The organism is Campylobacter parajejuni (assembly GCF_046764905.1).
Classification (GTDB): domain Bacteria; phylum Campylobacterota; class Campylobacteria; order Campylobacterales; family Campylobacteraceae; genus Campylobacter_D.
This window is the reverse complement of record NZ_JBKORB010000002.1, coordinates 193,552-215,395: the sequence shown is the minus strand read 5'-3', so window position 1 is coordinate 215,395 and position 21,844 is coordinate 193,552. Positions and strand designations below refer to the sequence as shown.

At 33.8% G+C, this 21,844-nt stretch carries 21 protein-coding genes and 1 pseudogene; 16 read left to right on the top strand and 6 right to left on the bottom strand.

The window, feature by feature from the left end:
• Positions 1-27: 27 nt before the first annotated feature.
• Entirely contained in the window at positions 28-318 is a 291-nt protein-coding gene (locus tag ACLL8X_RS02775) for a metal-sensing transcriptional repressor (RefSeq protein WP_411989432.1), read from the bottom strand.
• Positions 319-422: 104 nt separating this feature from the next.
• On the opposite strand from ACLL8X_RS02775, the gene ACLL8X_RS02770 reads away from it, so the two are divergent.
• The 10 genes and pseudogenes from ACLL8X_RS02770 to ACLL8X_RS02725 all read left to right on the top strand — a co-directional run bounded on the left by ACLL8X_RS02770 (position 423) and on the right by ACLL8X_RS02725 (position 9,670).
• Positions 423-1,739, top strand: a complete 1,317-nt coding sequence (locus ACLL8X_RS02770) for a S41 family peptidase (RefSeq protein ID WP_411989431.1) — start codon at positions 423-425, stop codon at positions 1,737-1,739.
• 10 nt (positions 1,740-1,749) lie between these two features.
• Complete coding sequence (gene purC / locus ACLL8X_RS02765; RefSeq protein WP_411989430.1) at positions 1,750-2,460, top strand: phosphoribosylaminoimidazolesuccinocarboxamide synthase; 711 nt, start codon at positions 1,750-1,752, stop codon at positions 2,458-2,460.
• Positions 2,461-2,468: 8 nt separating this feature from the next.
• Entirely contained in the window at positions 2,469-2,714 is a 246-nt protein-coding gene (purS, locus tag ACLL8X_RS02760) for a phosphoribosylformylglycinamidine synthase subunit PurS (RefSeq protein WP_411989429.1), read from the top strand.
• A gap of 1 nt (position 2,715) precedes the next feature.
• A pseudogene (gene purQ / locus ACLL8X_RS02755) lies at positions 2,716-3,388 on the top strand (phosphoribosylformylglycinamidine synthase I).
• Positions 3,360-4,550 (top strand): SH3 domain-containing protein, encoded by a 1,191-nt coding sequence (locus tag ACLL8X_RS02750; protein ID WP_411989428.1) that lies wholly within the window; start codon positions 3,360-3,362, stop codon positions 4,548-4,550. Before purQ ends, ACLL8X_RS02750 begins: the two are co-directional and overlap by 29 nt.
• Positions 4,531-5,220 (top strand): lysophospholipid acyltransferase family protein, encoded by a 690-nt coding sequence (locus ACLL8X_RS02745; protein WP_411989427.1) that lies wholly within the window; start codon positions 4,531-4,533, stop codon positions 5,218-5,220. Before ACLL8X_RS02750 ends, ACLL8X_RS02745 begins: the two co-directional genes overlap by 20 nt.
• A 96-nt stretch (positions 5,221-5,316) precedes the next feature.
• Complete coding sequence (gene htpG, locus ACLL8X_RS02740; RefSeq protein WP_411989426.1) at positions 5,317-7,143, top strand: molecular chaperone HtpG; 1,827 nt, start codon at positions 5,317-5,319, stop codon at positions 7,141-7,143.
• Positions 7,140-7,457: a rhodanese-like domain-containing protein gene (locus ACLL8X_RS02735; protein WP_411989425.1), complete on the top strand. Its 318-nt coding sequence runs from the start codon at positions 7,140-7,142 to the stop codon at positions 7,455-7,457. Before htpG ends, ACLL8X_RS02735 begins: the two co-directional genes overlap by 4 nt.
• On the top strand, positions 7,457-7,891 hold the full coding sequence (locus tag ACLL8X_RS02730; protein ID WP_411989424.1) for a hypothetical protein: 435 nt from the start codon (positions 7,457-7,459) through the stop codon (positions 7,889-7,891). Before ACLL8X_RS02735 ends, ACLL8X_RS02730 begins: the two co-directional genes overlap by 1 nt.
• A gap of 3 nt (positions 7,892-7,894) precedes the next feature.
• Positions 7,895-9,670 carry a Na/Pi cotransporter family protein gene (locus tag ACLL8X_RS02725; protein ID WP_411989423.1) on the top strand — a complete coding sequence of 592 codons (1,776 nt, stop codon included), beginning with the start codon at positions 7,895-7,897 and terminating at the stop codon, positions 9,668-9,670.
• On the opposite strand, the gene ACLL8X_RS02720 is transcribed toward ACLL8X_RS02725, so the two are convergent.
• The 5 genes from ACLL8X_RS02720 to mltG form a co-directional block, all read right to left on the bottom strand.
• Positions 9,660-11,450 (bottom strand): peptidoglycan D,D-transpeptidase FtsI family protein, encoded by a 1,791-nt coding sequence (locus ACLL8X_RS02720; protein ID WP_411989422.1) that lies wholly within the window; start codon positions 11,448-11,450, stop codon positions 9,660-9,662. The genes ACLL8X_RS02725 and ACLL8X_RS02720 overlap by 11 nt on opposite strands.
• A gap of 6 nt (positions 11,451-11,456) precedes the next feature.
• Positions 11,457-11,753: a flagellar hook-basal body complex protein FliE gene (fliE, locus tag ACLL8X_RS02715; RefSeq protein ID WP_411989421.1), complete on the bottom strand. Its 297-nt coding sequence runs from the start codon at positions 11,751-11,753 to the stop codon at positions 11,457-11,459.
• Between the two features lie 6 nt (positions 11,754-11,759).
• Entirely contained in the window at positions 11,760-12,254 is a 495-nt protein-coding gene (flgC, locus tag ACLL8X_RS02710) for a flagellar basal body rod protein FlgC (RefSeq protein ID WP_411989420.1), read from the bottom strand.
• Between the two features lie 9 nt (positions 12,255-12,263).
• A complete protein-coding gene (flgB, locus tag ACLL8X_RS02705) occupies positions 12,264-12,695 on the bottom strand; it encodes a flagellar basal body rod protein FlgB (protein WP_411989419.1) in 432 nt (143 codons plus the stop codon).
• A gap of 79 nt (positions 12,696-12,774) precedes the next feature.
• Positions 12,775-13,776: an endolytic transglycosylase MltG gene (gene mltG, locus ACLL8X_RS02700; protein ID WP_411989418.1), complete on the bottom strand. Its 1,002-nt coding sequence runs from the start codon at positions 13,774-13,776 to the stop codon at positions 12,775-12,777.
• On the opposite strand from mltG, the gene ACLL8X_RS02695 reads away from it, so the two are divergent.
• The 6 genes from ACLL8X_RS02695 (at position 13,691) to ACLL8X_RS02670 (ending at position 21,836) form a co-directional block, all read left to right on the top strand.
• A complete protein-coding gene (locus ACLL8X_RS02695) occupies positions 13,691-16,249 on the top strand; it encodes a YhdP family protein (protein ID WP_411989417.1) in 2,559 nt (852 codons plus the stop codon). The genes mltG and ACLL8X_RS02695 overlap by 86 nt on opposite strands.
• 115 nt (positions 16,250-16,364) lie before the next feature.
• Positions 16,365-18,569 carry an NADP-dependent isocitrate dehydrogenase gene (locus ACLL8X_RS02690; RefSeq protein ID WP_411989416.1) on the top strand — a complete coding sequence of 735 codons (2,205 nt, stop codon included), beginning with the start codon at positions 16,365-16,367 and terminating at the stop codon, positions 18,567-18,569.
• Positions 18,566-19,468: a malate dehydrogenase gene (locus tag ACLL8X_RS02685; RefSeq protein WP_411989415.1), complete on the top strand. Its 903-nt coding sequence runs from the start codon at positions 18,566-18,568 to the stop codon at positions 19,466-19,468. Before ACLL8X_RS02690 ends, ACLL8X_RS02685 begins: the two co-directional genes overlap by 4 nt.
• Positions 19,469-20,632 carry an ADP-forming succinate--CoA ligase subunit beta gene (sucC, locus tag ACLL8X_RS02680; RefSeq protein WP_411989414.1) on the top strand — a complete coding sequence of 388 codons (1,164 nt, stop codon included), beginning with the start codon at positions 19,469-19,471 and terminating at the stop codon, positions 20,630-20,632.
• Positions 20,633-20,641: 9 nt separating this feature from the next.
• A complete protein-coding gene (gene sucD, locus ACLL8X_RS02675; RefSeq protein ID WP_411989413.1) occupies positions 20,642-21,511 on the top strand; it encodes a succinate--CoA ligase subunit alpha in 870 nt (289 codons plus the stop codon).
• A gap of 13 nt (positions 21,512-21,524) precedes the next feature.
• The gene (locus ACLL8X_RS02670) at positions 21,525-21,836 is read left to right on the top strand and encodes a 4Fe-4S binding protein (protein ID WP_411989412.1); all 312 of its coding nucleotides are present in this window, start codon (positions 21,525-21,527) and stop codon (positions 21,834-21,836) included.
• Positions 21,837-21,844: the final 8 nt, after the last annotated feature.

Below are 21,844 nucleotides of genomic sequence, written 5' to 3'. Positions count from 1 at the left end.
AATTAGAATTTTACCTTGTCAAATAGCTTATTTGATGAAGCTATTAATGGCTTTGTTTAATTCCTCGATTTTTTTCTCGTCCTTATCCTCGATAGCATGAACAATGCAGTGTCTTAAATGCTCCTTTAAAATAGCCTTTCCTGTATTGTTAATCTCTCCACGCACAGCGGCAAGTTGGATTAAGATTTCAGAACAATCCCTGCCCTGTTCTATCATCTTTTTAATGCTTTCTAAGTGTCCTATGCTTTGGCTAAGGCGGTTCATCATCGCCTTATCGTGTCCTTTAGAATGCACATGAGAATGTATTTTTTTTTGCATATTTTTCCCTTAAATTTAAAATATTGAAGAAGTTTGAAAAAATTTAACGCAATTTACAAATCTTTAAGTAAATTTTACTAGAATTTTACTTCAAAATTTAAAAAATGGAGCTTATTTTGAAAACGAAAAGATTTTTCGCAAGTCTTGCGGGTTTTACTAGCACTTTGATTTTGTGTTTGTTTTTAACAAGCCATTTACAGGCTGAAGTTAGCAAGGAGCAACTTGGGAAGCGTTTAGAGGCTTTAGATAAACTGACAAAAACCCTTGCCATAGTTGAGCAATACTATGTGGATGACCAAAATATCAGTGATTTGGTGGATAAGTCTTTATCAGGGCTTTTAAGCAATCTTGATGCGCATTCTTCTTTTATGAATGAAAAAGATTTTAATGATATGAAAATTCAAACCAATGGAGAATTTGGAGGACTTGGAATCACGGTGGGAATGAAAGATGGAGCTTTGAGCGTGGTTTCGCCCATAGAAGGAACCCCTGCGGATAAAGCTGGGATAAAAGCAGGAGATATTATCTTAAAAATCAATGATGAGGCTACTTTGGGAATTAATCTTAATGACGCAGTGGATAAAATGCGTGGCAAGCCAAAAACTCAAATCACTTTAACCATCTTTAGAAAAGGTGCGACAAAGCCTTTTGATGTTACGCTAACAAGAGAAATTATCAAGATAGAAAGCGTTTATGCGAAAATGATAGAAAATGAAAATATTCTTTATCTTAGGGTTACAAATTTTGACAAAAATGTTGTAGATATGGCAAAAAAAGAACTTAAAAAATATCCTAAGGTTAAGGGCGTTATTTTAGACCTTAGAAATAATCCGGGCGGACTTTTAAATCAAGCCATAGGGCTGACAAATTTATTTGTGGATAAAGGTATTATCGTCTCTCAAAAAGGACGCATAGCCAGTGAAAATCAAGAATACAAAGCCGATCCTAAAAATAAAATTTCTGATGCTTCTTTGGTTGTGCTTGTCAATGGTGGAAGTGCGAGTGCGAGTGAAATTGTAAGCGGAGCCTTACAGGATTTAAAAAGGGCTGTGGTTGTGGGTGAAAATACCTTTGGAAAAGGAAGCGTGCAACAAATCATACCTATTAACAAAACTGAAGCTTTAAGACTTACTATCGCAAGATATTATTTGCCAAGCGGACGCACTATCCAAGCTGTGGGCGTAAAGCCTGATATAGAAGTTTTTCCGGGCAAGGTCAATACTCAAGAAGATGGTTTTAGCATTAAAGAAAGTGATTTAAAACAGCATTTAGAAAGTGAGCTTGAAAAAATCAATAAGGACAAAAAAGAAGACAAGGCGGAAACTAAAAACAATAAAAACATCCTTACTCAAGAGCAAATTAATAATGACGCTCAGTTAAAATCGGCTATGGATACGATTAAAATTTTAAACCTTAAATAAGGCGGATAAAATGACAAAAAAAGAAATGCTTTATGAAGGAAAGGGCAAAAGACTTTTCAAAACTGAGGATGAAAATTTACTCATTAGCGAATTTAAGGATGATTTAACGGCTTTTAATGCTGAAAAAAAAGGGAGTGAAAGCGGAAAAGGTGCGTTAAATTGTAAGATTAGCACGGAACTTTTTCATTTGCTTGAAAAAAATGGGATTAAAACCCATTTGATTAAAACCCTAAGCGATACGGAGCAAGTGGTTAAAAAATGCAAGATTGTGCCTATTGAAGTGATAGTGCGTAATGTCGCAACGGGTTCTTTAACCAAAAGATTGGGGATTAAAGATGGCGCGGTGCTGCCTTTTGCTTTAGTGGAATTTTGCCTTAAAGATGATGCTTTGGGCGATCCTTTTATCAATGATGAGCATTGTTTGATTTTAAATTTAGTGCAAAATGAAGCTCAAATTAGTGAAATTAAAAATATGGCTAGAAAGATTAATACGGTTTTAACTCCGTTTTTTGATGCTAAGAATTTAAGGCTGATTGATTTTAAGATTGAGCTAGGTTTAACTAAGGATAATGAGCTTGTTTTATGCGATGAAATAAGTCCTGATAGTTGTAGATTTTGGGATAAATTCAGTAATGAAAAATTAGATAAGGATAGATTTCGTCAAAATTTAGGTGGCGTAAAAATGGCTTATGAAGAAGTTTTAAAAAGAATATTAAATTAAGGAAAAAAATGGAAGTTATTGTCAATATTTCTTTGAAAAATGGAGTTTTAGACCCGCAAGGCAAAGCAGTGGAAAAAGCTTTACATTCTTTAAATTTTAATCAGGTTGAAGAAGTCAAAATTGCAAAACAAATCAAAATTTCTCTTAAGGAAGAAGACGCACAACTTGCTAAAGAACAAGTAAAAAAAATGTGTGAAGAATTGTTGGTAAATAGTGTTATTGAAGATTATGAACTTGTAAGCTTGAAAGAATAAAATGAAAGTTGCTATTATTAGATTTCCGGGGACAAATTGTGAATTTGACACGGCTTATGCCTTTGAAAAACTTGGAGTAAAAGCACAAATCATTTGGCACGAAGAAAAAGAATTTGATGTGGATTTGGTTGTTTTGCCGGGGGGATTTTCTTATGGGGATTATCTAAGATGTGCAGCCATTGCAAAACTTGCTCCTGCTATGCAAGGTGTTTTTAATCACGCAAAAAAAGGGAGATATATCTTAGGTATTTGCAATGGTTTTCAAATTTTACTTGAAAGTGGTCTTTTAAAGGGGGCGATGAAGCACAATAATAAGCTCAGTTTTATTTCTAAAAATCAAAATTTAAGGGTAGTTTCTAATGACAATGTCTTTTTGAAAAAATTCAAAAAAGATGAGCTTATTCATCTGCCTATCGCTCACGGCGAGGGGAATTATTATGCTGATGAAGCCACTTTAAAAGAATTGCAAGATAAAGAACTTATCACTTTAAAATACGAGCCAAATCCAAATGGCTCTGTGCTTGATATAGCAGGAATTTGCGATGAAAATAAAAAAATCTTTGGACTTATGCCCCATCCTGAGCGTGCTTGTGAAAAAATCTTAGGCAATGAAGTGGGTTTAAAAATGCTTGAAGGTTTTTTATCTTGAAAATTTTATTCGCTTTGTTTTTTAGCATTGTCCTTTTATTTGGCGAAATTTCTGTTTTTGGCGGACAAGATGAAAATATGAAAAAAGAGCTACAAAAGCTTCCTCAAGAAGAACAGAGAATTTACCAAAATATCTCTCCAAGCGATGAAAATAGTGATTTTGAAAGCAATGTTGAAGACCCTTTTGTAGCTCAAGGGAGTTTAGTTCTTACTAGTGATGAGTATGCAAGTAAGGTATTTGTGGGGGAAGTTTTTCCTATTACAATTTATGCACGCACTACTGAAAATACGAAATTTGATTTTAATATCAGTGTAGAAAGGGCTAATTTATCTTTTTTAAATCCGGATGCAAAATGGGAATTTATGGATAATGAATACAAGACAACTCTGTGGTTCGAAGCTAAAAATTCCAATGCAAGTTTAAGTAAGATTTCTGTCAAACTACTTAGAAATAATCAAGCCTTTCAAGAAGCTGAGATTAATCTTAATCCTATCAAATTCGAAAATACCTTATTTGCTAAAGATTTTTCGCATTTAGTGGTAAGCTCTTTAGAGGTTAAAAAGGTCAAGGCAAGTTATTTTGATGATGAAAATATGATTATGATGGTAGAGCTTAATGCCACTAATGCCAATTTAAAAAGTTTTTTTATAGATGGGATTGCAAAACAAGGCGTTGAAAATTTAAAAGGCGATTTTAACGCTTCTAGTGCTTTTTATTATGCTATTTTGCCTTTAAGTAAAACGAATTTTGAATTTTCATATTTTAATAAAGACAGCAAAAAACTTGAAAATGTGAATTTAAAACTAAAAATTAGCGATGATGAACTTAGCACTCAAAGTGATTTAAATCCCGTGAATAAGGATTTAAATATTTACAAACAATACGCCCTTTGGGCTTTGGCTTTGGGCTTTGGAATTTTGTTTGTATGGAGAAAAAATTATCTCATCTTAGCTTTAGCCCTTGTTTGTTTTATGCTGAGTTTTCTTGTGGATACCCAAACTCAAAGTGCAGTGATGAAGGCAGGTTCTAGGGTTAAAATTTTGCCTACAGAACCCTCGACTTATTTTTACACGGCAAATACAGATGAAAAAGTAGAAATTCTAGCTAAGAGGCAAAATTATATTAAAGTGCTATTTTCCAATGGAAAGATAGGTTGGATTAACAAAGATGATTTACAAAAGAATTAAAGCTTTTTATTTTTGGATTTTTTTTATTTTAAGTGTTGCTTTTGTGGTTTTATGCTTTTGTTTTACAAAATCTCAAAACACACTTTGGAAAATCCGTAAAATTTGGGCTAAAACTCAAAAATATATTATATCTTATAAACAAGAGCTTGTGGGGAGTTTTAATCCTAAGGCTAATATGATTTTAATGAATCATCAAAGTGCTTTAGACATCATAGCCTTAGAGGAATTGTATCCTAAGAATTTGTGCTGGATAGCCAAAAAAGAGCTAGGTGAAATTCCCCTTTTTAAAATCGCCATTAAAAAACCCAAACTTCTTTGTATAGATAGGCAAAATCCAAGAGCTTTGGTGCGTGTTTTAAAAGAAGCTAAAGAAAGGCTTAATGAAGATAGGGTTTTGGCTATTTTCCCCGAAGGCACTCGTTCTAAAAGCGAAAAACTACTTAAATTCCAAAGCGGGGCTAAAATTTTAAGCGAGAAATTAAATCTCAAGGTTCAGCCCATTTTGATAGTGGATTCAGCCAAGATTTTAGACACTAAAAATTTTAGCACAAGCAGCGGGGTGCTTAAGATAATTTGTATGGATTTGGTTGATACAAGGGATGAAAAATGGCTTGAAAATACCAGAAAAAAGATGCAAGAATTGCTAGATAAAGAAAGAGCTGAGCTTTAAATTTTCTTTATCTGCTGTGCTTTTATGGCTAAATTTATCTTAGAATTTATATTTTTTGCTAAAATAACACTTTTAAAAATTTCAAAAGGATAGAAAATGCAATTTCAAACCGAAGTAAATCAGCTTTTACAGCTTATGATTCACTCTTTATATTCTAATAAAGAAATTTTTCTTAGAGAACTTATCTCCAATGCAAGTGATGCTTTGGATAAGCTTAATTTTTTAAGCGTCAGTGATGATAAATATAAAAGCTTAAAATTTGAGCCAAGAATTGAAATTAAAATAGCTAAGGATGAAAAAATTCTCACTATAAGCGATAATGGCATAGGTATGGATAAGGATGATTTAATCAACAATCTTGGAACCATAGCAAAAAGCGGAACCAAAAGCTTTTTAGAAAATTTAAGCGGTGATGCTAAAAAAGATTCGCAACTCATAGGGCAATTTGGCGTAGGTTTTTATTCTGCTTTTATGGTGGCTAGCAAAATCGAAGTTTTAAGCAAAAAAGCCTTAGATGATAAAGCCTATCTTTGGACTTCTAATGCGGAGGGCTATGAGATTGAAGATGCGAGTAAGCAAGAGCAAGGCACAAGCATTACTTTACACTTAAAAGATGATGAATTTGCTAATACTTATAAAATCGAAAGTATTATAGAAAAATACTCCAATCACATTCAATTTCCTATTTTTATGGAAAAAGAAGAATTCACTCCCGCTAAAGAAGGCGAAGAAGAAGGAAAAAGCGAAGTTAAAATTTCTCAAATCAATAAAGCCAATGCTCTTTGGAGGATGCAAAAATCAAGCCTTAAGGCAGAAGATTATGAAAGATTTTATGAGCAAAATTTCCACGATAATAACAAGCCTTTGCTTTATCTTCATACTAAAAGCGAAGGAAAATTAGAATACAATTCTTTATTTTTTATCCCGCAAAATGCACCCTTTGACCTTTTTCGTGTAGATTATCAAAGCGGCTTAAAGCTTTATGTAAAACGCGTATTTATCAGCGATGATGATAAGGAACTTTTGCCGACTTATTTGCGTTTTGTGCGTGGGATTATCGATGTGGAAGATTTGCCACTTAATGTAAGCCGTGAAATTTTGCAAGAAAATCAAATTCTAAAAGCTGTCAAAGAAGCTAGCGTGAAAAAGATTTTAGGCGAACTTGAAAAGCTTAAAAATAAGGACAAAGAAAAATATCTATCTTTCTTTAAAACTTTTGGAAAAGTATTAAAAGAAGGGCTTTATGGTTTTGGTGGTGAGAAAGATAGTCTTTTAAAACTTATGCTTTATAAAAGCACTAAGGGTGAAAATTTACGCTCCTTAGAAGAATATAAAAATGAACTTCAAGGAGAGCAAAAAGAAATTTTTTATATCACAGGAAATAATGAAAGCCTATTAAGAAATTCTCCTTTACTTGAAGAGTATAAGCAAAAAAATATAGAAGTTTTACTCTTAGATGATGAGATTGATTCCTTAGTAAGTCCTATGTTGGAATTTGAAGGCTTGAAATTTGTAGCGATTAATCAAGTAGAAGATAAAAATGAACTAAGCGATGAAGAAAAAACCGCTTTTGCTCCCCTTGTGGCTAAATTTAAAGAGCTTTTAAAAGAGCAAGTAGAAGATGTAAGGCTTACAAGTCGTTTAAAGGATAGCCCAAGTTGTATAGTTTATGATAAAAATAAGCCCGATTTTGCTATGCAACAGCTCTTAAAGCAAATGGGACAAGAGCAAAGCTTCAAGCCTATTTTAGAGCTAAATCCAAAACACGCTATTTTTGCTGGACTTAAAAATAACGAAAGCTTTAGTGCTGATATAGCAACTTTGGTTTTAAATATGGCAAAGCTTAGTGAAGGTATGGGTGTGGATAATCCGGCTGAGTTTAATGCCAGTCTTACAAAGATTATCAACAAGGCTTTTTCATGATAGAAAATATCCCTGCAAATCTTTGGACCAAGCAAGATTTAAACGCTTATCAAATTTTTGATGTCCGCTCCCCTTTGGAATGGGAAGAAGGCGTTTTAGCTCAGGCTCAATGTGTGGCTTTATATGATAATCAAGGGCTTTTAAATGCTAACTTTTTAGCCGAGTTTCAAGGCAAAAGAGATGAAAGCAAAAAACTTGCTTTCATTTGCCGCAGCGGTCATAGAAGTAGGGTTGCGGCTGAATTTGTAGCGGAAAAATTAGGTATTGAAGGCGTCAATTTAGACGGCGGCATGTTAGCTTTAGAAGGTAAATAATGCTAGGAATTTATTTACTTATAACAGCTTTGTCTTTTTTAGCTCTTTATTTTGCTCTTAAAAAACTTACCTTAAATATAGACGAACAGGCTCTTTTAGAGCCTATTAAAATGGATATTTATCCTAAATTTTGCGATTTAATCGATGAAAAAATCAGAGAATTTAAAGAAAATATACAAAATGATAATTTAACATTAAAAAATCCCCAGCAAAAAGATGAATTTTTAGAAAAGCTTGGAGATTTAAGCAGGGAGCTGACTTTCATACAGACTATGAATTTAAGTAATAAAAACGATAGCATTTGGCAAAATGAACTTTTTTCTTTTTTAAAAGAATTAGAAAAATTATTGCTTGAATTTTTGACAAAAGGTGAAGAAGAGGCTGAAAATTTAAGAGAATTTCTTATGAATGAGTTTGAAAAACTAAAAGGTTAGGCATTGCAAGAAGAAAGAAATTCTTTAAAATATTTTAAGTTTATTTTGTGGGGTATTTTTAGCTTAGTTTTGGTTTTTGTTTTAATTTCTTATAGCGAACTTGCCAATCTTTTAGCTGGAGTGGCGATACTTCTTATAGGAATGACAAAGTTAAGCGTAGGTTTTAAAGCTTTTAGCGGGGGTTTGCTTGAAAAAATTTTGACAAAATCAACCGATACTAAGATAAAAAGTATATGTTTTGGTGCTTTAAGCACTTTGATTATGCAATCTTCAACCTTAGTTTCCATCATCACAATTTCTTTTTTGAGCGCAGGACTTATTTCTTTAGCAGTGGGTATAGGGATTATCTTTGGGGCAAATTTGGGAAATACAGCTAGTTCTTGGTTGATTGCGGGTTTAACTCATATTAAAATTTCTTTATTGGCTATCCCGCTTTTGGTGATTGGAGTGTTATTTTTCTTTCAAAAAGATACTATTTTAAAAGCTCTTGGCAATATTTTTATCGGTATAGGATTTTTCTTTTTGGGAGTGGATTATATCAAAAATGGCTTTGAGAATTTTAAGCATATCATCGACCTTTCTCGTTTTGATTTTGTTGGTTTTAAGGGGGTTTTGGTTTTTGTAGGATTAGGGGCTTTGCTTACAGGTATTATTCAATCAAGCACAGCCACAATGGCTATCATCGTTTCTGCCTTACTTGCTGGGCAGCTTAGTTTTGAAAATTCCCTAGCAGCAACTTTAGGCACGAGTGTTGGTGGGGTTGTAACGGCTGTTTTAGCCTCTTTAAGCACCAATATCGAAGGGAAAAAATTGGCTTTTGCAAATTGTATTTTTAATTTCGGTATAGCCTTTTTGCTTGTGCTTATTTTTCCTTATTTTGTATCTTTTCTTAATTTTTTATGTTCTGTTTTGGATATAGAAGAATTAGCTTTGAAAGTGGCTTTGTTTCATACTTTGTTTAATTTGATTGCTGTGGTGCTTTTTTCATTCTTTATTCCACAAATCGTTTTTTTTCTAAACAAAGTGATTAAAGCCCCTAAGGATAAAAATAAAGATAAGCCCTTATATCTTGATAATAGTTTGGTTAAATTTAGCGACACAGCTCTTGAAGCTTTAAGAAAAGAAAGCGAACACCTTTATAATAACACCTACGCCATCATCGCCCACGCCATAGGTTTTAGTCGCAAAGATATACAAAGCAATAAAAGCTTTAAGGAAATTTTAGAAAATAAAAAATGGTTTAGTAAAAATGTGGATTTGGATTATTTGTATCAAAGCAGGATAAAAGTTCTTTTTGAAGCTATTATTGATTTTTCAACCAAAGCACAAGTTTATATAGAAGATGAAGCGAAAAATCATAAAATATTTAGCTTTAAAATGGCGGCTAAAAATTTGGCTGAAACGACTAAAAATTTAAAAATCATTCAAGCAAATATTAAAAAATATTCCAGCTCTCCTAATGAATTTCTAGCCTTAGAATACAACAAAATCAGGTCTAATCTAGGAGAGCTTTTAAGAAGTATAGAAGAGCTTAGGGTGGTTGAAGATGATGAAAGACTTTACCTCATTATCAAAAATTTTCAAAAAGGAAAAGAAATTTTAAAAGAAATTGATATTTTGACTTTAAATAAGATTGAAGAACTTATTTCAGCACGAAAAATTACAAGTGCCCAGGGTATTTCCATACTCAATGACACGACCTTTGCTGCTAAGATTGCCGAGGAACTTATAGCGGCTATTGAAGTGATATTTTCTAAGGATTTGCAAATTAATTATTAGTTTGTTTGGGTGTTAAAAATTCTTCATTAATCAAAATATCCACAACATCCTTAAACATAGGCAAGGCACTTTGTGCGGCATAGTAGCTATAAGGCTTGGTTGGATTTCTTACCAAAACGCCTATGGTGTAAGTATGATTTTCATCATTGGCAAAGCCAAAAAAGGAAGCATTGTAGCGATTAGAAGTATAGCCTTGCTTCTCAGCGATACGAGCTGTTCCTGTTTTGCCCCCTGCGACAATACCTTGCGTGATAGCTTTTTTGCCCGTGCCTTTTTCTATAACATTGATAAGAACTTTTTGCATAATCCCAGCTGCTTCACTAGAAAGAATTTTTTCTTTTTTTACATCTTCATCAAGACTGACAAAACGACCATCTTGATAGAATTTCTCAGCCAAGCGGGGCGTGATGTAAATTCCATCATTATTAAAAACATTATAAGCTGCAAGTAGTTGTATGAAGGTTGTTTTAAGTCCATAACCATAGCTTAAAACCGATTTTTCTATGTCTCTTAGGCGTTTGGGGTTGGGAATTTCTCCTTTTTGCTCATAAGGAAGGTCAATCCCACTTTTTTCGCCGAATTTAAAGATTTTAAGCCCTGATATGATTTCTATATTGTTAAGTCTTTTAGCAATTTGTATCATACCTATGTTTGAGGAGTATCTTATCACTTCTTCCATAGTCATTTTATCCATTCTATGGTCATCTTTAATGGTAAAACGACCTAATTTATAAGACCCGCCATAAGTATTAATGACTTCATCGATTTTAATTTTTCCAAGTCTTAAGGCTGTGGTGAAGATAAAGGGCTTGATAACAGAACCCGCTTCGTAGCCATATTCTATGGCACTAGCATTAAGAACGGACAAATCTTTGCCACGATTTTGCGGGTCATAACGCCTTGAGCTTGCTAGGGCTAAAATTTTACCCGTCTTACTCTCCATCACTCCAACGATAATTTCATTGGCTTTTAAATCTTCATTTCTTTGGTCTATGGCTTTTTCTATGCTTTTTTGTAATTTTAAGGAAAGATTCAAATATAAATCACAACCATTGATTTTCTTTTGTCTTAGGGATTGGGAATTTAAAATGATATTGCCCCCTATATCTTTTAAGCCTTGAATTTTCTCATTTTGAACAGGACTTAAGCATTCTTCATAAGATTTTTCCAAGCCTTTAACTCCCACATTTTTTAAAACTCCACTTTGAGAATCTAAGAGCATTTTAGTATAGCCAATGATAGGAGTGGTGGAGTCTTTTGACATATAAATTCTATCTTCTTCATGCTCGATGATATTTAAGCCCCTTGTTTCAACCCTGCCCAAATTATTTGCAAAGGTTTTGAAAAAGCCCTGTATATAAAGTTTTTTAGCCAAGTCTTTAAGATAACTTGCTTGTTTGGAATCTAAATTTTGTAGCAAAACGAAATTAGGGGAGCGTTTTTTTTGATTTTGCATTCTTTTTTTGATGTCGGCAACTTGACTATCGCTTATTCCGCTGTAAATTTGAAAGAGTTTTAAAAATAGTTCTAATTTGTCTTTGTTAATGCTTCTTAAGTCTATTTCAGCACGATAAATTTGCTTTGAGCTTGTAAGGGTAAAATTATCCTTAGTGATGATAGAACCTCTTAAAGCAAGATTATATTGGTCTTTTTCGGTATTGGGTATATGGCGTTTAGAGGTAAGAAAAAAAGTAGAGCTGATAAAAATAATCATAAACAAAAGTGCCATGCAATAAGCAAAGGCAACTTTTGAAACCCTATTTTTTTTATATTCTTGCATTAGGGTTTAAATTTGAGTTCTTGTGATTTCTTTGTAGGCACTGATGGCTTTATTTCTTACTTCTAGCATAAATTTCATACTGCTTTCAGCCTTAGTAATAGCTATGGCTGCTTGATGTAAATCTTTAACCTGCCCTGTGGCGATGTCTGTCATAGCTGCCTCGCCTGCTTCTTGGGCTTTGTTTAAATCATCAATTTCATTTTTAAGCATTTTAGCAAATTCATCGCCTATACCCCCTTGCTGGTTTTGGCTTTTGCTGGTGCCTGAAACATTGTTGTTTAATCTTAAATCATTGATATTCATTTTTTATTATCCTCTTAATAAATCAATCGCACTTTGAGCTATGGTCTTAGCACTGGTAAAGGCACTTACATTGGCTTGATAAGCTCTTGTAGCCTCGATTAAATCCGCCATTTCAATCACAGGATTGACATTTGGATAGGCTACATAACCTTCAGCATTGGCATCAGGATGAGAAGGGTCGTATTTCATACGAAAATCTTTATCATCTCTAACCACTTTATCCACTACCACACTTTGAATAGCAGGTTTAGCTTCTTTTTGTGAGCTTGGGTCGTTTAAAGGATTTTCATATTTTAAAAAATTATTGTCCTTGTTGATTTGCTCGTTTAAAAGCTTGTCAAAATCTGTCGCTTTGAAAATCACTTCACGCCTTCTATAAGGACCACCTTCAGCTGTTCTAGTGGTATTTGCATTAGCTATATTGGAGCTAATGACATTCATTCTAAAACGCTGTGCGCTTAAGCCGTATCCGCTAATATCAAAATCACTTAAGTATGCCATAATTTACCTTTAACTTAATTTAGAACTCGCATCGAGTATGGAACTAAAGATATTGCTTTGTCTTCTTAATACCCCATCAAGAGCTGTTATCATCACCGTGTTTTTACTCATTTCTGTGCTTTCTACATCCAAATCAACGGTGTTTGCATCATTTCTTGCTAAATGCCCATCTCTTAAATAAATAGTAGATTTACTAGGGTCTGGGAATTTCCAAGGTTTTTGGTGTCCTTCTTCGGTTAATGCGAGTTTTAATTCTTTGCTATCTTCTTTTTTAAAAATTTCATTCGCACGGTTAATCAAAGCTGTTTCAAATTCAATATCTCTTGCTTTATAAAAAGGAGTATCCACATTAGCAAGATTGGAATTGATAAGTTGGTTTCTTAGATTTCTACCTGCTAAAGCTCCAGTAACTAGCTCTTTTGATTTAAAGGGGTTAATCATTTTCTATCCTTTTTATTTTTTGAAAATTAACAAGCAAATAGTGTTCCAAATTTATTATTTCGCACAAAAATATCAAAATTTATTTTCCTTTTTGTAAATTTACAGCCTTGTTATGGGCGTCTATATGGGTGTTAAAGATATGAATTCCAGTGTTTTTATCACGCACAAAATACAAATAATCTGTTTTTGCTGGAAAAATAGCCGCACGAATAGCGGCTAAAGAGACATTACAAACCGCTTCTTTGGGTAAGCCTTCGAATTTGTAAGTGTTATAAGAGCTATTATCTTCTCTTATTCTTTGGGGAGTGATTTTAGTATGGGAATAAATTCCATAGTTTAAAGTGCCGTCCATTTGGAGTTTCATTCCCTTTTTAAGGCGGTTATAAATCACACTTGCAACCACAGGCATTTCGCTTTCATTGGCGGCTTCTTTTTGTATCACAGAAGCTATGATAATGTATTGGTGCCATTTTTTAGGATTATAAGCTCCAAAAATTTTTTGAGAGGTCTTTTGATGGCTAAGTTGAGCGTAATTTAAAAGCATTTGGATAAGAAGTTTTTCGGTAACTCCTTTGGGAATTTTATAAGTTTCAGGTAAAAAAACTCCTTCTTTATAGGGAGCTTGTTTTTCAAATTCTTTTAAAAGCAAGTTAGCATCAAGTCCTAGCTGTTTAGCCGCTTGCTCTAAAAAGATTATACTTGTTTCTCCCGGAATAAGTGTAAGGCTTTCAAGAGCTGCTTTAGCAATGGTAAGCTTGTGTAAAAACTCAGCCCTGTTTAAGTTTTTAGTGCCTATATTAATCCAGCCTGATTGAGGATGACCTAAAAAAAATAAAACATATTTGTCTATACTGCTTAAAGAATATTTATTTTGCTTTAAATGTGCTATAATCTGTGAAATAGAACCTTGAGGAATAAAAACAACCGAAGCACTTGGCAGAGGCTGAGTAAGATAATAAAAAATTCCCAAAATAAAGATTAAAAAGAAGTTGCGTATGAAAAAGAAAATTTTATTTATAAGTTTGTTTTTTGCTGTGCTTATTTTAGCGTTATTTATAGTGCTTAAAAACGGAATTGTCATCTCTAGTATCCAATTTGATTTTTTTAAATTGGAGCAATTATATATTAAATTAGATAAAAAACTCATTGTGCGGGCAAAAAATATTGTCATTAGTAAGAGTGATAGCACAGCACAAATTCAAAGCCCTGATAGTGCTTCAGCCGAGCTTTTAAAAATCACAAAAAATTTAAAATATCTTTATGCTTTGGTTGAAGAGCTTGATATACAAAATTTAAACATAAAAGATAATCATGTGCGTATTTTGTTTAAAGATAATGAATTTTTTATAGATAATGATTTGTTATTTTTAGTCTTGAATTTGCAGCGTCAAAAAGAAGATATTAAAGCCGATATTAAAAAGCTTTTGCTTAAGGATTACAACCTAAGCGTTGATGGAAGTTTAAATATCGACACTAAAAGTGAATTTTATTATTTTCAAGGCAGGGCAAGGGGTAAATTGCTTGAATTTAACGCAAATATCTTTTACAAGGATAAAATTTTAGCCTATGAGTTTGAAAATATTAATATTAGAGATATTACAGAGCTGATAACAAAGATAGATGCAAGATTTGAGCTTCCACAAAGTCTTAAATTTTGGCTTACAAGTGGGGCTAGGGGGGAATTTTATCATTTGGATTTTTTAAAAGGACTTAGCGATTTTTCTAAAAATAATTTTTTAGAGGATATTAGCGCTTTAGGTTTTGTAAATAAGGTCCAGGTGCGTTTAGATGACAAAATGAATGCCATTTTTATCCCCAAACTTGATTTAAATTTAAGCAAACAAAAGCTTGATTTTGCTTTCACAAAAGCTTCTTATAAGGGTGCGGATTTAAGTGCGAGTAAGGTTTATTTGTATGATTTGTTTGACCCAAAGAAAGCGGGGATTTATTTACGCCTTAAGGCTAGTAATTTACAATTTGATGAAAGATTGGCTAAGGCTTTAGAAAATTACCATTTTTCTTTGCCTTTTTATCAAAAAAGTGGAAAACTTGGGAGTGATTTGGAACTTAAAATCGATTTTCACGAAAGGGGCAAGATTTCTTATGGAGGGACTTTAGCCTTAGAAAATGCTAATCTTTCTTTGGCCAATTTGAATGTGATAAAAGCCTTTGTGAAGCTCAATCAAAATGATTTAAGCATAGAAAATGCTAGTGTTAAAAATGGGTTTTTAGAAGCTAATTTTAATGCTAGATTGGATTTGCAAAAACAACAGGGGCAATTTGATACCCAAATTTCAAGGCTTTATTTTGATAATGGGGAGCTTTTGGATTTAAGAAATCAAAAAATAGCTGTGAATTTGGATTATTCTAAAGAGCCTAGTATAAGCGTTCCTCAGTGGGATTTGAGTCTTAATTTTAAAGACGGACTTGAAGCGAATTTAAATAGTCCCAAGCTTTTATTTGCCTATTCTCCTTTGCTTAAAAAATTGGGCTTTATTAATGCTAAAAATGTTTATTATAAAACCTTAGATTTTGGGGATTTTAACGCAAGTATAACAGATGCTTCTTTTAAAAATAAGCTCTTTCTTAAAAATCAAAGTCCCTATGAAAAGGATAGTTTTAGCATTACAAGAAATAAAGACTACACACAAATTTACACTCAAAGTGATTTAATCAGTGCTAAAATAAGTCCTAATAACAAAGAAATTCATTTAAAAAATTTAAACTATGTTTATGAAAAGGACACCAATTCTTCCAAATCTTTGCCTTTTGATATTTCCACTAACACGCAAAATATTAGTTTGGGCGGGGCAAATGTGGCTTTGGTTTTAAAGGATATGAATAAAACTTTGGCATTTGACCGCGTGGAAGCTGATTTAAAAGCTAGTGTTTTAAATCTTAAGGGTTCTAGGGGGAATGCCCTTTTTAATCTTGCCTATTCGGTTGATGATTTAAATTTAAGTGTTAAAGCCGATGATGAATATTTAAATGAATTTTTACAAAAACAAGCCGTGAGATATGGGGAATTTTATTTAAATTTAAAGGGCAGCGGGGTGGAATATTTTGATGGGGTGATTGATTTTAAAAATACCTATGCAAAAGATTTAAAAGGCTTAAATCAGCTTATTTCTTTTATCGATACGGTGCCAAGTTTATTGATGTTTAAATCTCCAACTTTTAATCAAAAAGGCTTGAGCTTACACGATGGAAAAATTATTTTCAATAGAAAAAAAGACCTTTTAAGCGTATCAGCCATTAATTTAAATGGCGATAGCGTGGATATTTATGGTTTAGGTTCTGCTAATTTAAGATTAAATACCCTAGATTTTAATTTAGAATTAAAAACCTTAAAATCCGCATCCGAAGCCATATCAAAGGTTCCTATTTTAAACTATGTTATTTTGGGTAAAAATCAAGAAATTAGCACCAATATCAAAGTAGATGGAAGCATTGATGAGCCTAAATTTCACACTGAAATTTTAAGCGATACCCTAAAAACTCCTTTTAATCTTATCAAAAATATTATACAACTTCCTGCTAATTTGCTGAACTAAAAATATTTAAAGTTTGTTTGAAAACTAAAACAAACTTTAAATTTACCCTTGAATTTTTTTTTATTTATAATATACTTAAAAACGAAAATTAAAAATAGTGTTTTAAAGGACCAAAATGCAAATTACTTATACCTTAACAGATGAGTCCCCAGCACTGGCGACTTATTCGTTTTTACCCATAGTAAAAGCTTTTTTAAGTAAGGCACATATAGGGGTTAAAACAGCTGATATTTCTTTAGCAGGAAGGATTTTGGCTACTTTTAACGAGTATTTAAAAGAAGAACAAAGAAGCGAAGATGCTTTGGAGCTTTTAGGTGAGCTTGTAAAAAAAGCCGATGCAAATCTTATTAAAACTCCTAATATTTCGGCTTCTATTCCTCAGCTTAAAGCAGCCATTAAAGAATTACAAGAGAAGGGTTATATGTTACCAAATTACCCAGATGAGCCAAAAAATGATGAAGAAATGCAAATTAAAGCCAAATATCAAAAGGTTTTAGGTTCAGCCGTTAATCCTGTGCTTAGACAGGGTAATTCAGACCGCCGTTCTACAAAGGCGGTTAAAGACTATGCAAAAAATAATCCTTACCGTGTAGTGGAGTTTAATCCTAATTCAAAAACCCGTGTTTCTTATATGAAAGAAGGGGATTTTTTCTCCAATGAAAAGGCGGTTTTGATTGAAGAAGATTGCCAAGTGCATATTGAATTTGTAAATGAGAATGGCAAGAGTGAAATTTTAAAAGAGAACTTAAAGCTTGAGAAAAATGAAATTTTAGACGCCACTTTTATGGATGTAGAGAAGCTTAAAGAATTTTATGCCAAAGAAATTAAAGCCAGTAAGGATGATGGTGTTCTTTTTTCTTTACATCTAAAAGCTACGATGATGAAGGTAAGCGACCCTATCATTTTTGGCTATGCCCTAAAGGTATTTTTTAAAGAATTGTTTGATGAATTTAAAGATGAATTAGAGAGCTTAGGAGTTAATGCTAATAATGGCTTAAGTGAGCTTTTAAGCAAGATTGAAAATTCAAGTCAAAAAGAGCAAATTTTACAAAAATACAAGGCAATTTTAGCCTCATCAGCCCCGCTTTCTATGGTAAATTCAGACAAAGGCATTAGCAATCTTCATGTTCCAAGCGATGTGATTGTCGATGCCTCTATGCCTGCTATGCTTAAAAATGGTGCAAAATTATGGGATAAAGAAGGCAAAGAAAAAGATACAAATGCCGTAATCCCTGACCAAACTTACGCGACTATTTACGAAGCTGTGCTTGAAGATTTGCGTAAAAATGGCACTTTAAATCCTGCAAAATTAGGCTCCGTGTCTAATGTGGGCTTGATGGCAAAAAAGGCCCAGGAATACGGCTCACACGATAAAACCTTTGTGGCTAAAGAAGATGGGACTTTTAAAATAGTTTCTAAGGACAAAGTTTTATTAGAGCATAGGGTTAAAAAAGGCGATATTTATAGAGCTAATCAGGCTAAATTTGATGCTGTGTTAAATTGGATTGATTTGGGTATAGAAAGAGCCGAACTTACGGGTGCTGAAGCGATTTTTTGGCTAGATAGTAAAAGAGCTAGTAATAACCTTATGATTAAACTTGTAAAAAATCGCTTAAAAGAAAAGGGTAAAAATATAGAAATTCTAGCTCCAAAAGAAGCTTGTCTAAAAAGCCTTGAACTTATTAGAGCGGGTAAGGATGCTATTTCTATAACGGGCAATGTTTTAAGAGATTATTTGACTGACCTTTTTCCTATTTTAGAGCTTGGAACGAGTGCAAAAATGCTCTCAGTCGTGCCGATGTTAAACGGTGGAGCGATGTTTGAAACGGGAGCAGGCGGTTCAGCACCTAAGCAAGTAGAGCAATTAGTAGAAGAAAACCATTTGCGTTGGGATAGCTTGGGCGAATTTTTAGCCTTGCAAGCGAGTTTGGAATTTTATGCTAACAAATGTAGCAGCCATAAAGCTAAGGTTCTAGCACAATGCCTTGATGAAGCCATAGGCGAGTGGCTTGAGAATAACAAAGCCCCATCAAGAAAGGTAGGAGAAGATGATAATCGCACCAGTCATTTTTATTTGGCTATGTATTTTGCAAATCATTTGGCAAGACAGGCTAATGATATGGAATTGCAAAGCTTTTTTAAAGATATTGCTTTGGAATTTTCTTCTAATGAAGAAAAAATTAGAGCCGAGTTTAATGACGCTCAGGGCGTAAGCGTGGATTTGGGTGGTTATTATAAAATAGATGAGGTAAAAGCAAATAAAATTATGCGTCCAAGTGCGACTTTTAATGCTATTTTAGAAAAAATAGGACAAAGATGAAAATTTCTATTATAGGAGCTGGGAATGTAGGCTCAAGCGTAGCCTATGCTTTGATTTTAAGGGAATTAGCAAGTGAAATTGTTTTGATAGACATTAATGAAGCTTTACTCTATGCCAAAGAATTAGAGCTTTCTCAAAGCATAGCCGCTTTAAATTTAGATATAGATTTAATCTGCACCCAAGATTACACCCATACTCAAAATTCAGACCTAGTGCTTTTTAGCGCAGGATTTGCTAGAAAAGACGGGCAAAGTAGGGAGGAACTACTTCAGCTTAATACGAGCATTATGCTTGATTGTGCTAAGAAAATCAAAGAATTCACGAAAGACCCGCTTTTTATCATCTTAACCAATCCTGTGGATTTTTTACTCAATACTCTTTATGAGAGTGGGATTTTTTCATCAAAAAAAATTGTAGCTATGGCAGGGGTTTTGGATAATGCAAGGTTTAAGTATGAACTTGCGAAAAAACTTAATGTCAAAATGTCAAGCGTGGATACTAGGCTCATAGGTTTTCATAATGATGATATGGTTTTGGTAAAATCTTATGCAAGTGTTAGGAATAAAAACATAGCGGAATTTCTAAATGAAGAAGAATTTGAAGATTTGGAAAATGAGGTTAAAACAGGGGGAGCAAAGGTTATAAAACATCTTAAAACTTCAGCTTATTTAGCCCCTGCTAGTGCTTGTGTAAGAATGCTTGAGTCCTTAAGAAGTGGAGAGTTTTTGCCTATGAGTGTGATTTTGCATGGAGAATTTGGAGTGCAAAATAAAGCTTTAGGAGTAATGGCAAGATTAGGTCTTGAAGGGGTTATAGAGATTATGAATTTAGAGCTTAGTTTGCAAGAAAAAGATAAATTAGAAAAATCTTTGATTAAATATCAATATAAAGGAGAATAAATGAATATACACGAGTATCAAGCAAAAGCAATTTTTGCGGATAATGGCATCCCTACTTTAAAGGGAAAGGTTGCATTTAGCGTAGATGAAGCTGTGCAAAATGCCAAAGATTTAGGCGGTAGTGTTTGGGCGGTTAAGGCTCAAATTCACGCAGGGGGTCGTGGTCTTGGCGGTGGGGTTAAGATTGCTAAGAATTTAGACGAGGTAAAAACTTATGCGAGTCAAATTCTAGGAATGAATTTAATCACACATCAAACAGGACCCGAAGGCAAACTCGTGCAAAAGCTTTATATAGAAAGTGGAGCGAGTATTGTAAAAGAATATTATTTAGCTATTTTGTTTAACAGAATGGCAGAACAAATTACTATTATCGCTTCAAGTGAAGGGGGGATGGATATAGAAAAAGTAGCCAAAGAAAACCCTGAAAAAATCGCAAAAGTAGGCATTGACCCGCAAATTGGTTTTAAACTTTTTCATGGGCTTGAAGTAGCCAAAGTTTTAGGACTTGATAAGGACGAGGGTAAAAAACTTATTGCTATGATAGCCAAGCTTTATAAGCTTTATATGGATAAGGATATGAATATGCTTGAGATTAATCCTTTGATTAAAACCGCGCAAGGAGATTTTTATGCCCTTGATGCTAAGTGTAGTTTTGATGATAGTGCGCTTTATCGTCATTCTCAAATTGCTGAACTTAGGGATATTACAGAAGAAAATCCTGCCGAAAGAGAAGCGGCTGAGTTTGGCTTAAGCTATGTGAAATTAGATGGAGATGTAGCTTGTATGGTAAATGGCGCGGGTTTAGCGATGGCGACTATGGATATTATTAATTACAGCGGTGCAAAACCTGCAAATTTCCTAGATGTAGGCGGTGGGGCTTCGCCTGAAACTGTGGCTAAGGCATTTGAGATTATTTTAAGAGATAAAAATGTAAAGGTAATTTTCATCAATATCTTTGGAGGCATAGTGCGTTGTGATAGAATCGCAAATGGAATTTTAGAAGCGACTAAAAATGTAGAAGTAAGCATTCCTATTGTTGTTCGTCTTGATGGCACAAATGCAGCAGAGGCAAAGGCGATTTTAGATAATTCAAAGCTTAAAAATATCAAAGCAGCCAGTAGTCTTAAAAACGGCGCAGAGCTTGTAAAAAGTTTAGTAGGATAAGGATAAAAAATGAGTATTTTGGTAAATAAAAACACAAGGGTCATCGTTCAAGGTTTCACAGGTAAGGAAGCAACTTTTCACGCTGAGCAATGTATGGCTTATGGCACAAATATAGTCGGGGGCGTAACGCCTAATAAGGGCGGACAAATTCATTTAGGCAAACCTGTTTTTGATACCGTTTCACAAGCGGTTAAAGAAACAAAAGCCGATGTGAGTCTCATCTTTGTTCCGGCTTTTGCTGTGGGCGATAGCGTGATTGAAGCAGCGGGTGCGGGTATAAAACTAGCTGTTGTAATCACAGAGCATACTCCTGTGAAAGATATGATGTTTGCTAAACAATATGCCAATAAAAAAGGTATGAAAATCATAGGACCTAATTGTCCGGGCATTATAACTTCAGAAGAATGTAAATTAGGCATTATGCCGGGCTTTATCTTTAAAAAAGGTTGTGTGGGACTGATTTCAAAAAGCGGAACTTTAACTTATGAAGCGGCTAATCAAGTCGTTCAAAGTGGATATGGAATTTCTACCGCAGTAGGAATTGGAGGGGACCCTATCATAGGACTTGCCTATAAAGAACTTTTGAGCGAATTCCAAAAAGATGATGAAACTAAGGCTATTGTGATGATAGGCGAAATTGGAGGTAGTTTAGAAGTAGAAGCGGCTAAATTTATCAAAGAAAATATTTCTAAGCCTGTGGTAGCCTTTATAGCGGGTGCAACTGCTCCAAAAGGCAAAAGAATGGGACACGCAGGAGCCATAGTAGGAAGTAGTGATGAAAGTGCTGCAGCTAAAAAAGAAGTTTTAAAAAGCTATGGAATTGCAGTGGTGGATTCTCCAGCTCTCATTGGCGAAGAAATTCAAAAAATATTAGCTTAATAAAGGAAAAAATATGAGTATGACGGCTCCAAAAGATACCCCTGTTTGGGTAGATGAGCATAGATGTAAAGCGTGTAATATTTGCGTTAGCTATTGCCCCGCAGGGGTTTTAGCTATGCGTGATGATGTGCATGCGGTTTTAGGACAAATGATAGAGGTTATACACCCTGAATCCTGTATAGGCTGCACGGAGTGCGAGACACATTGCCCTGATTTTGCTATTATGGTAGCAAAAAGAGATGAATTTAAATTTGCCAAGCTTACCCCAGAGGCTAAAGATAGAGCTGTGGCTGTAAAAAACAATAAATATAAAAAATTAGCATAGGAAAAATA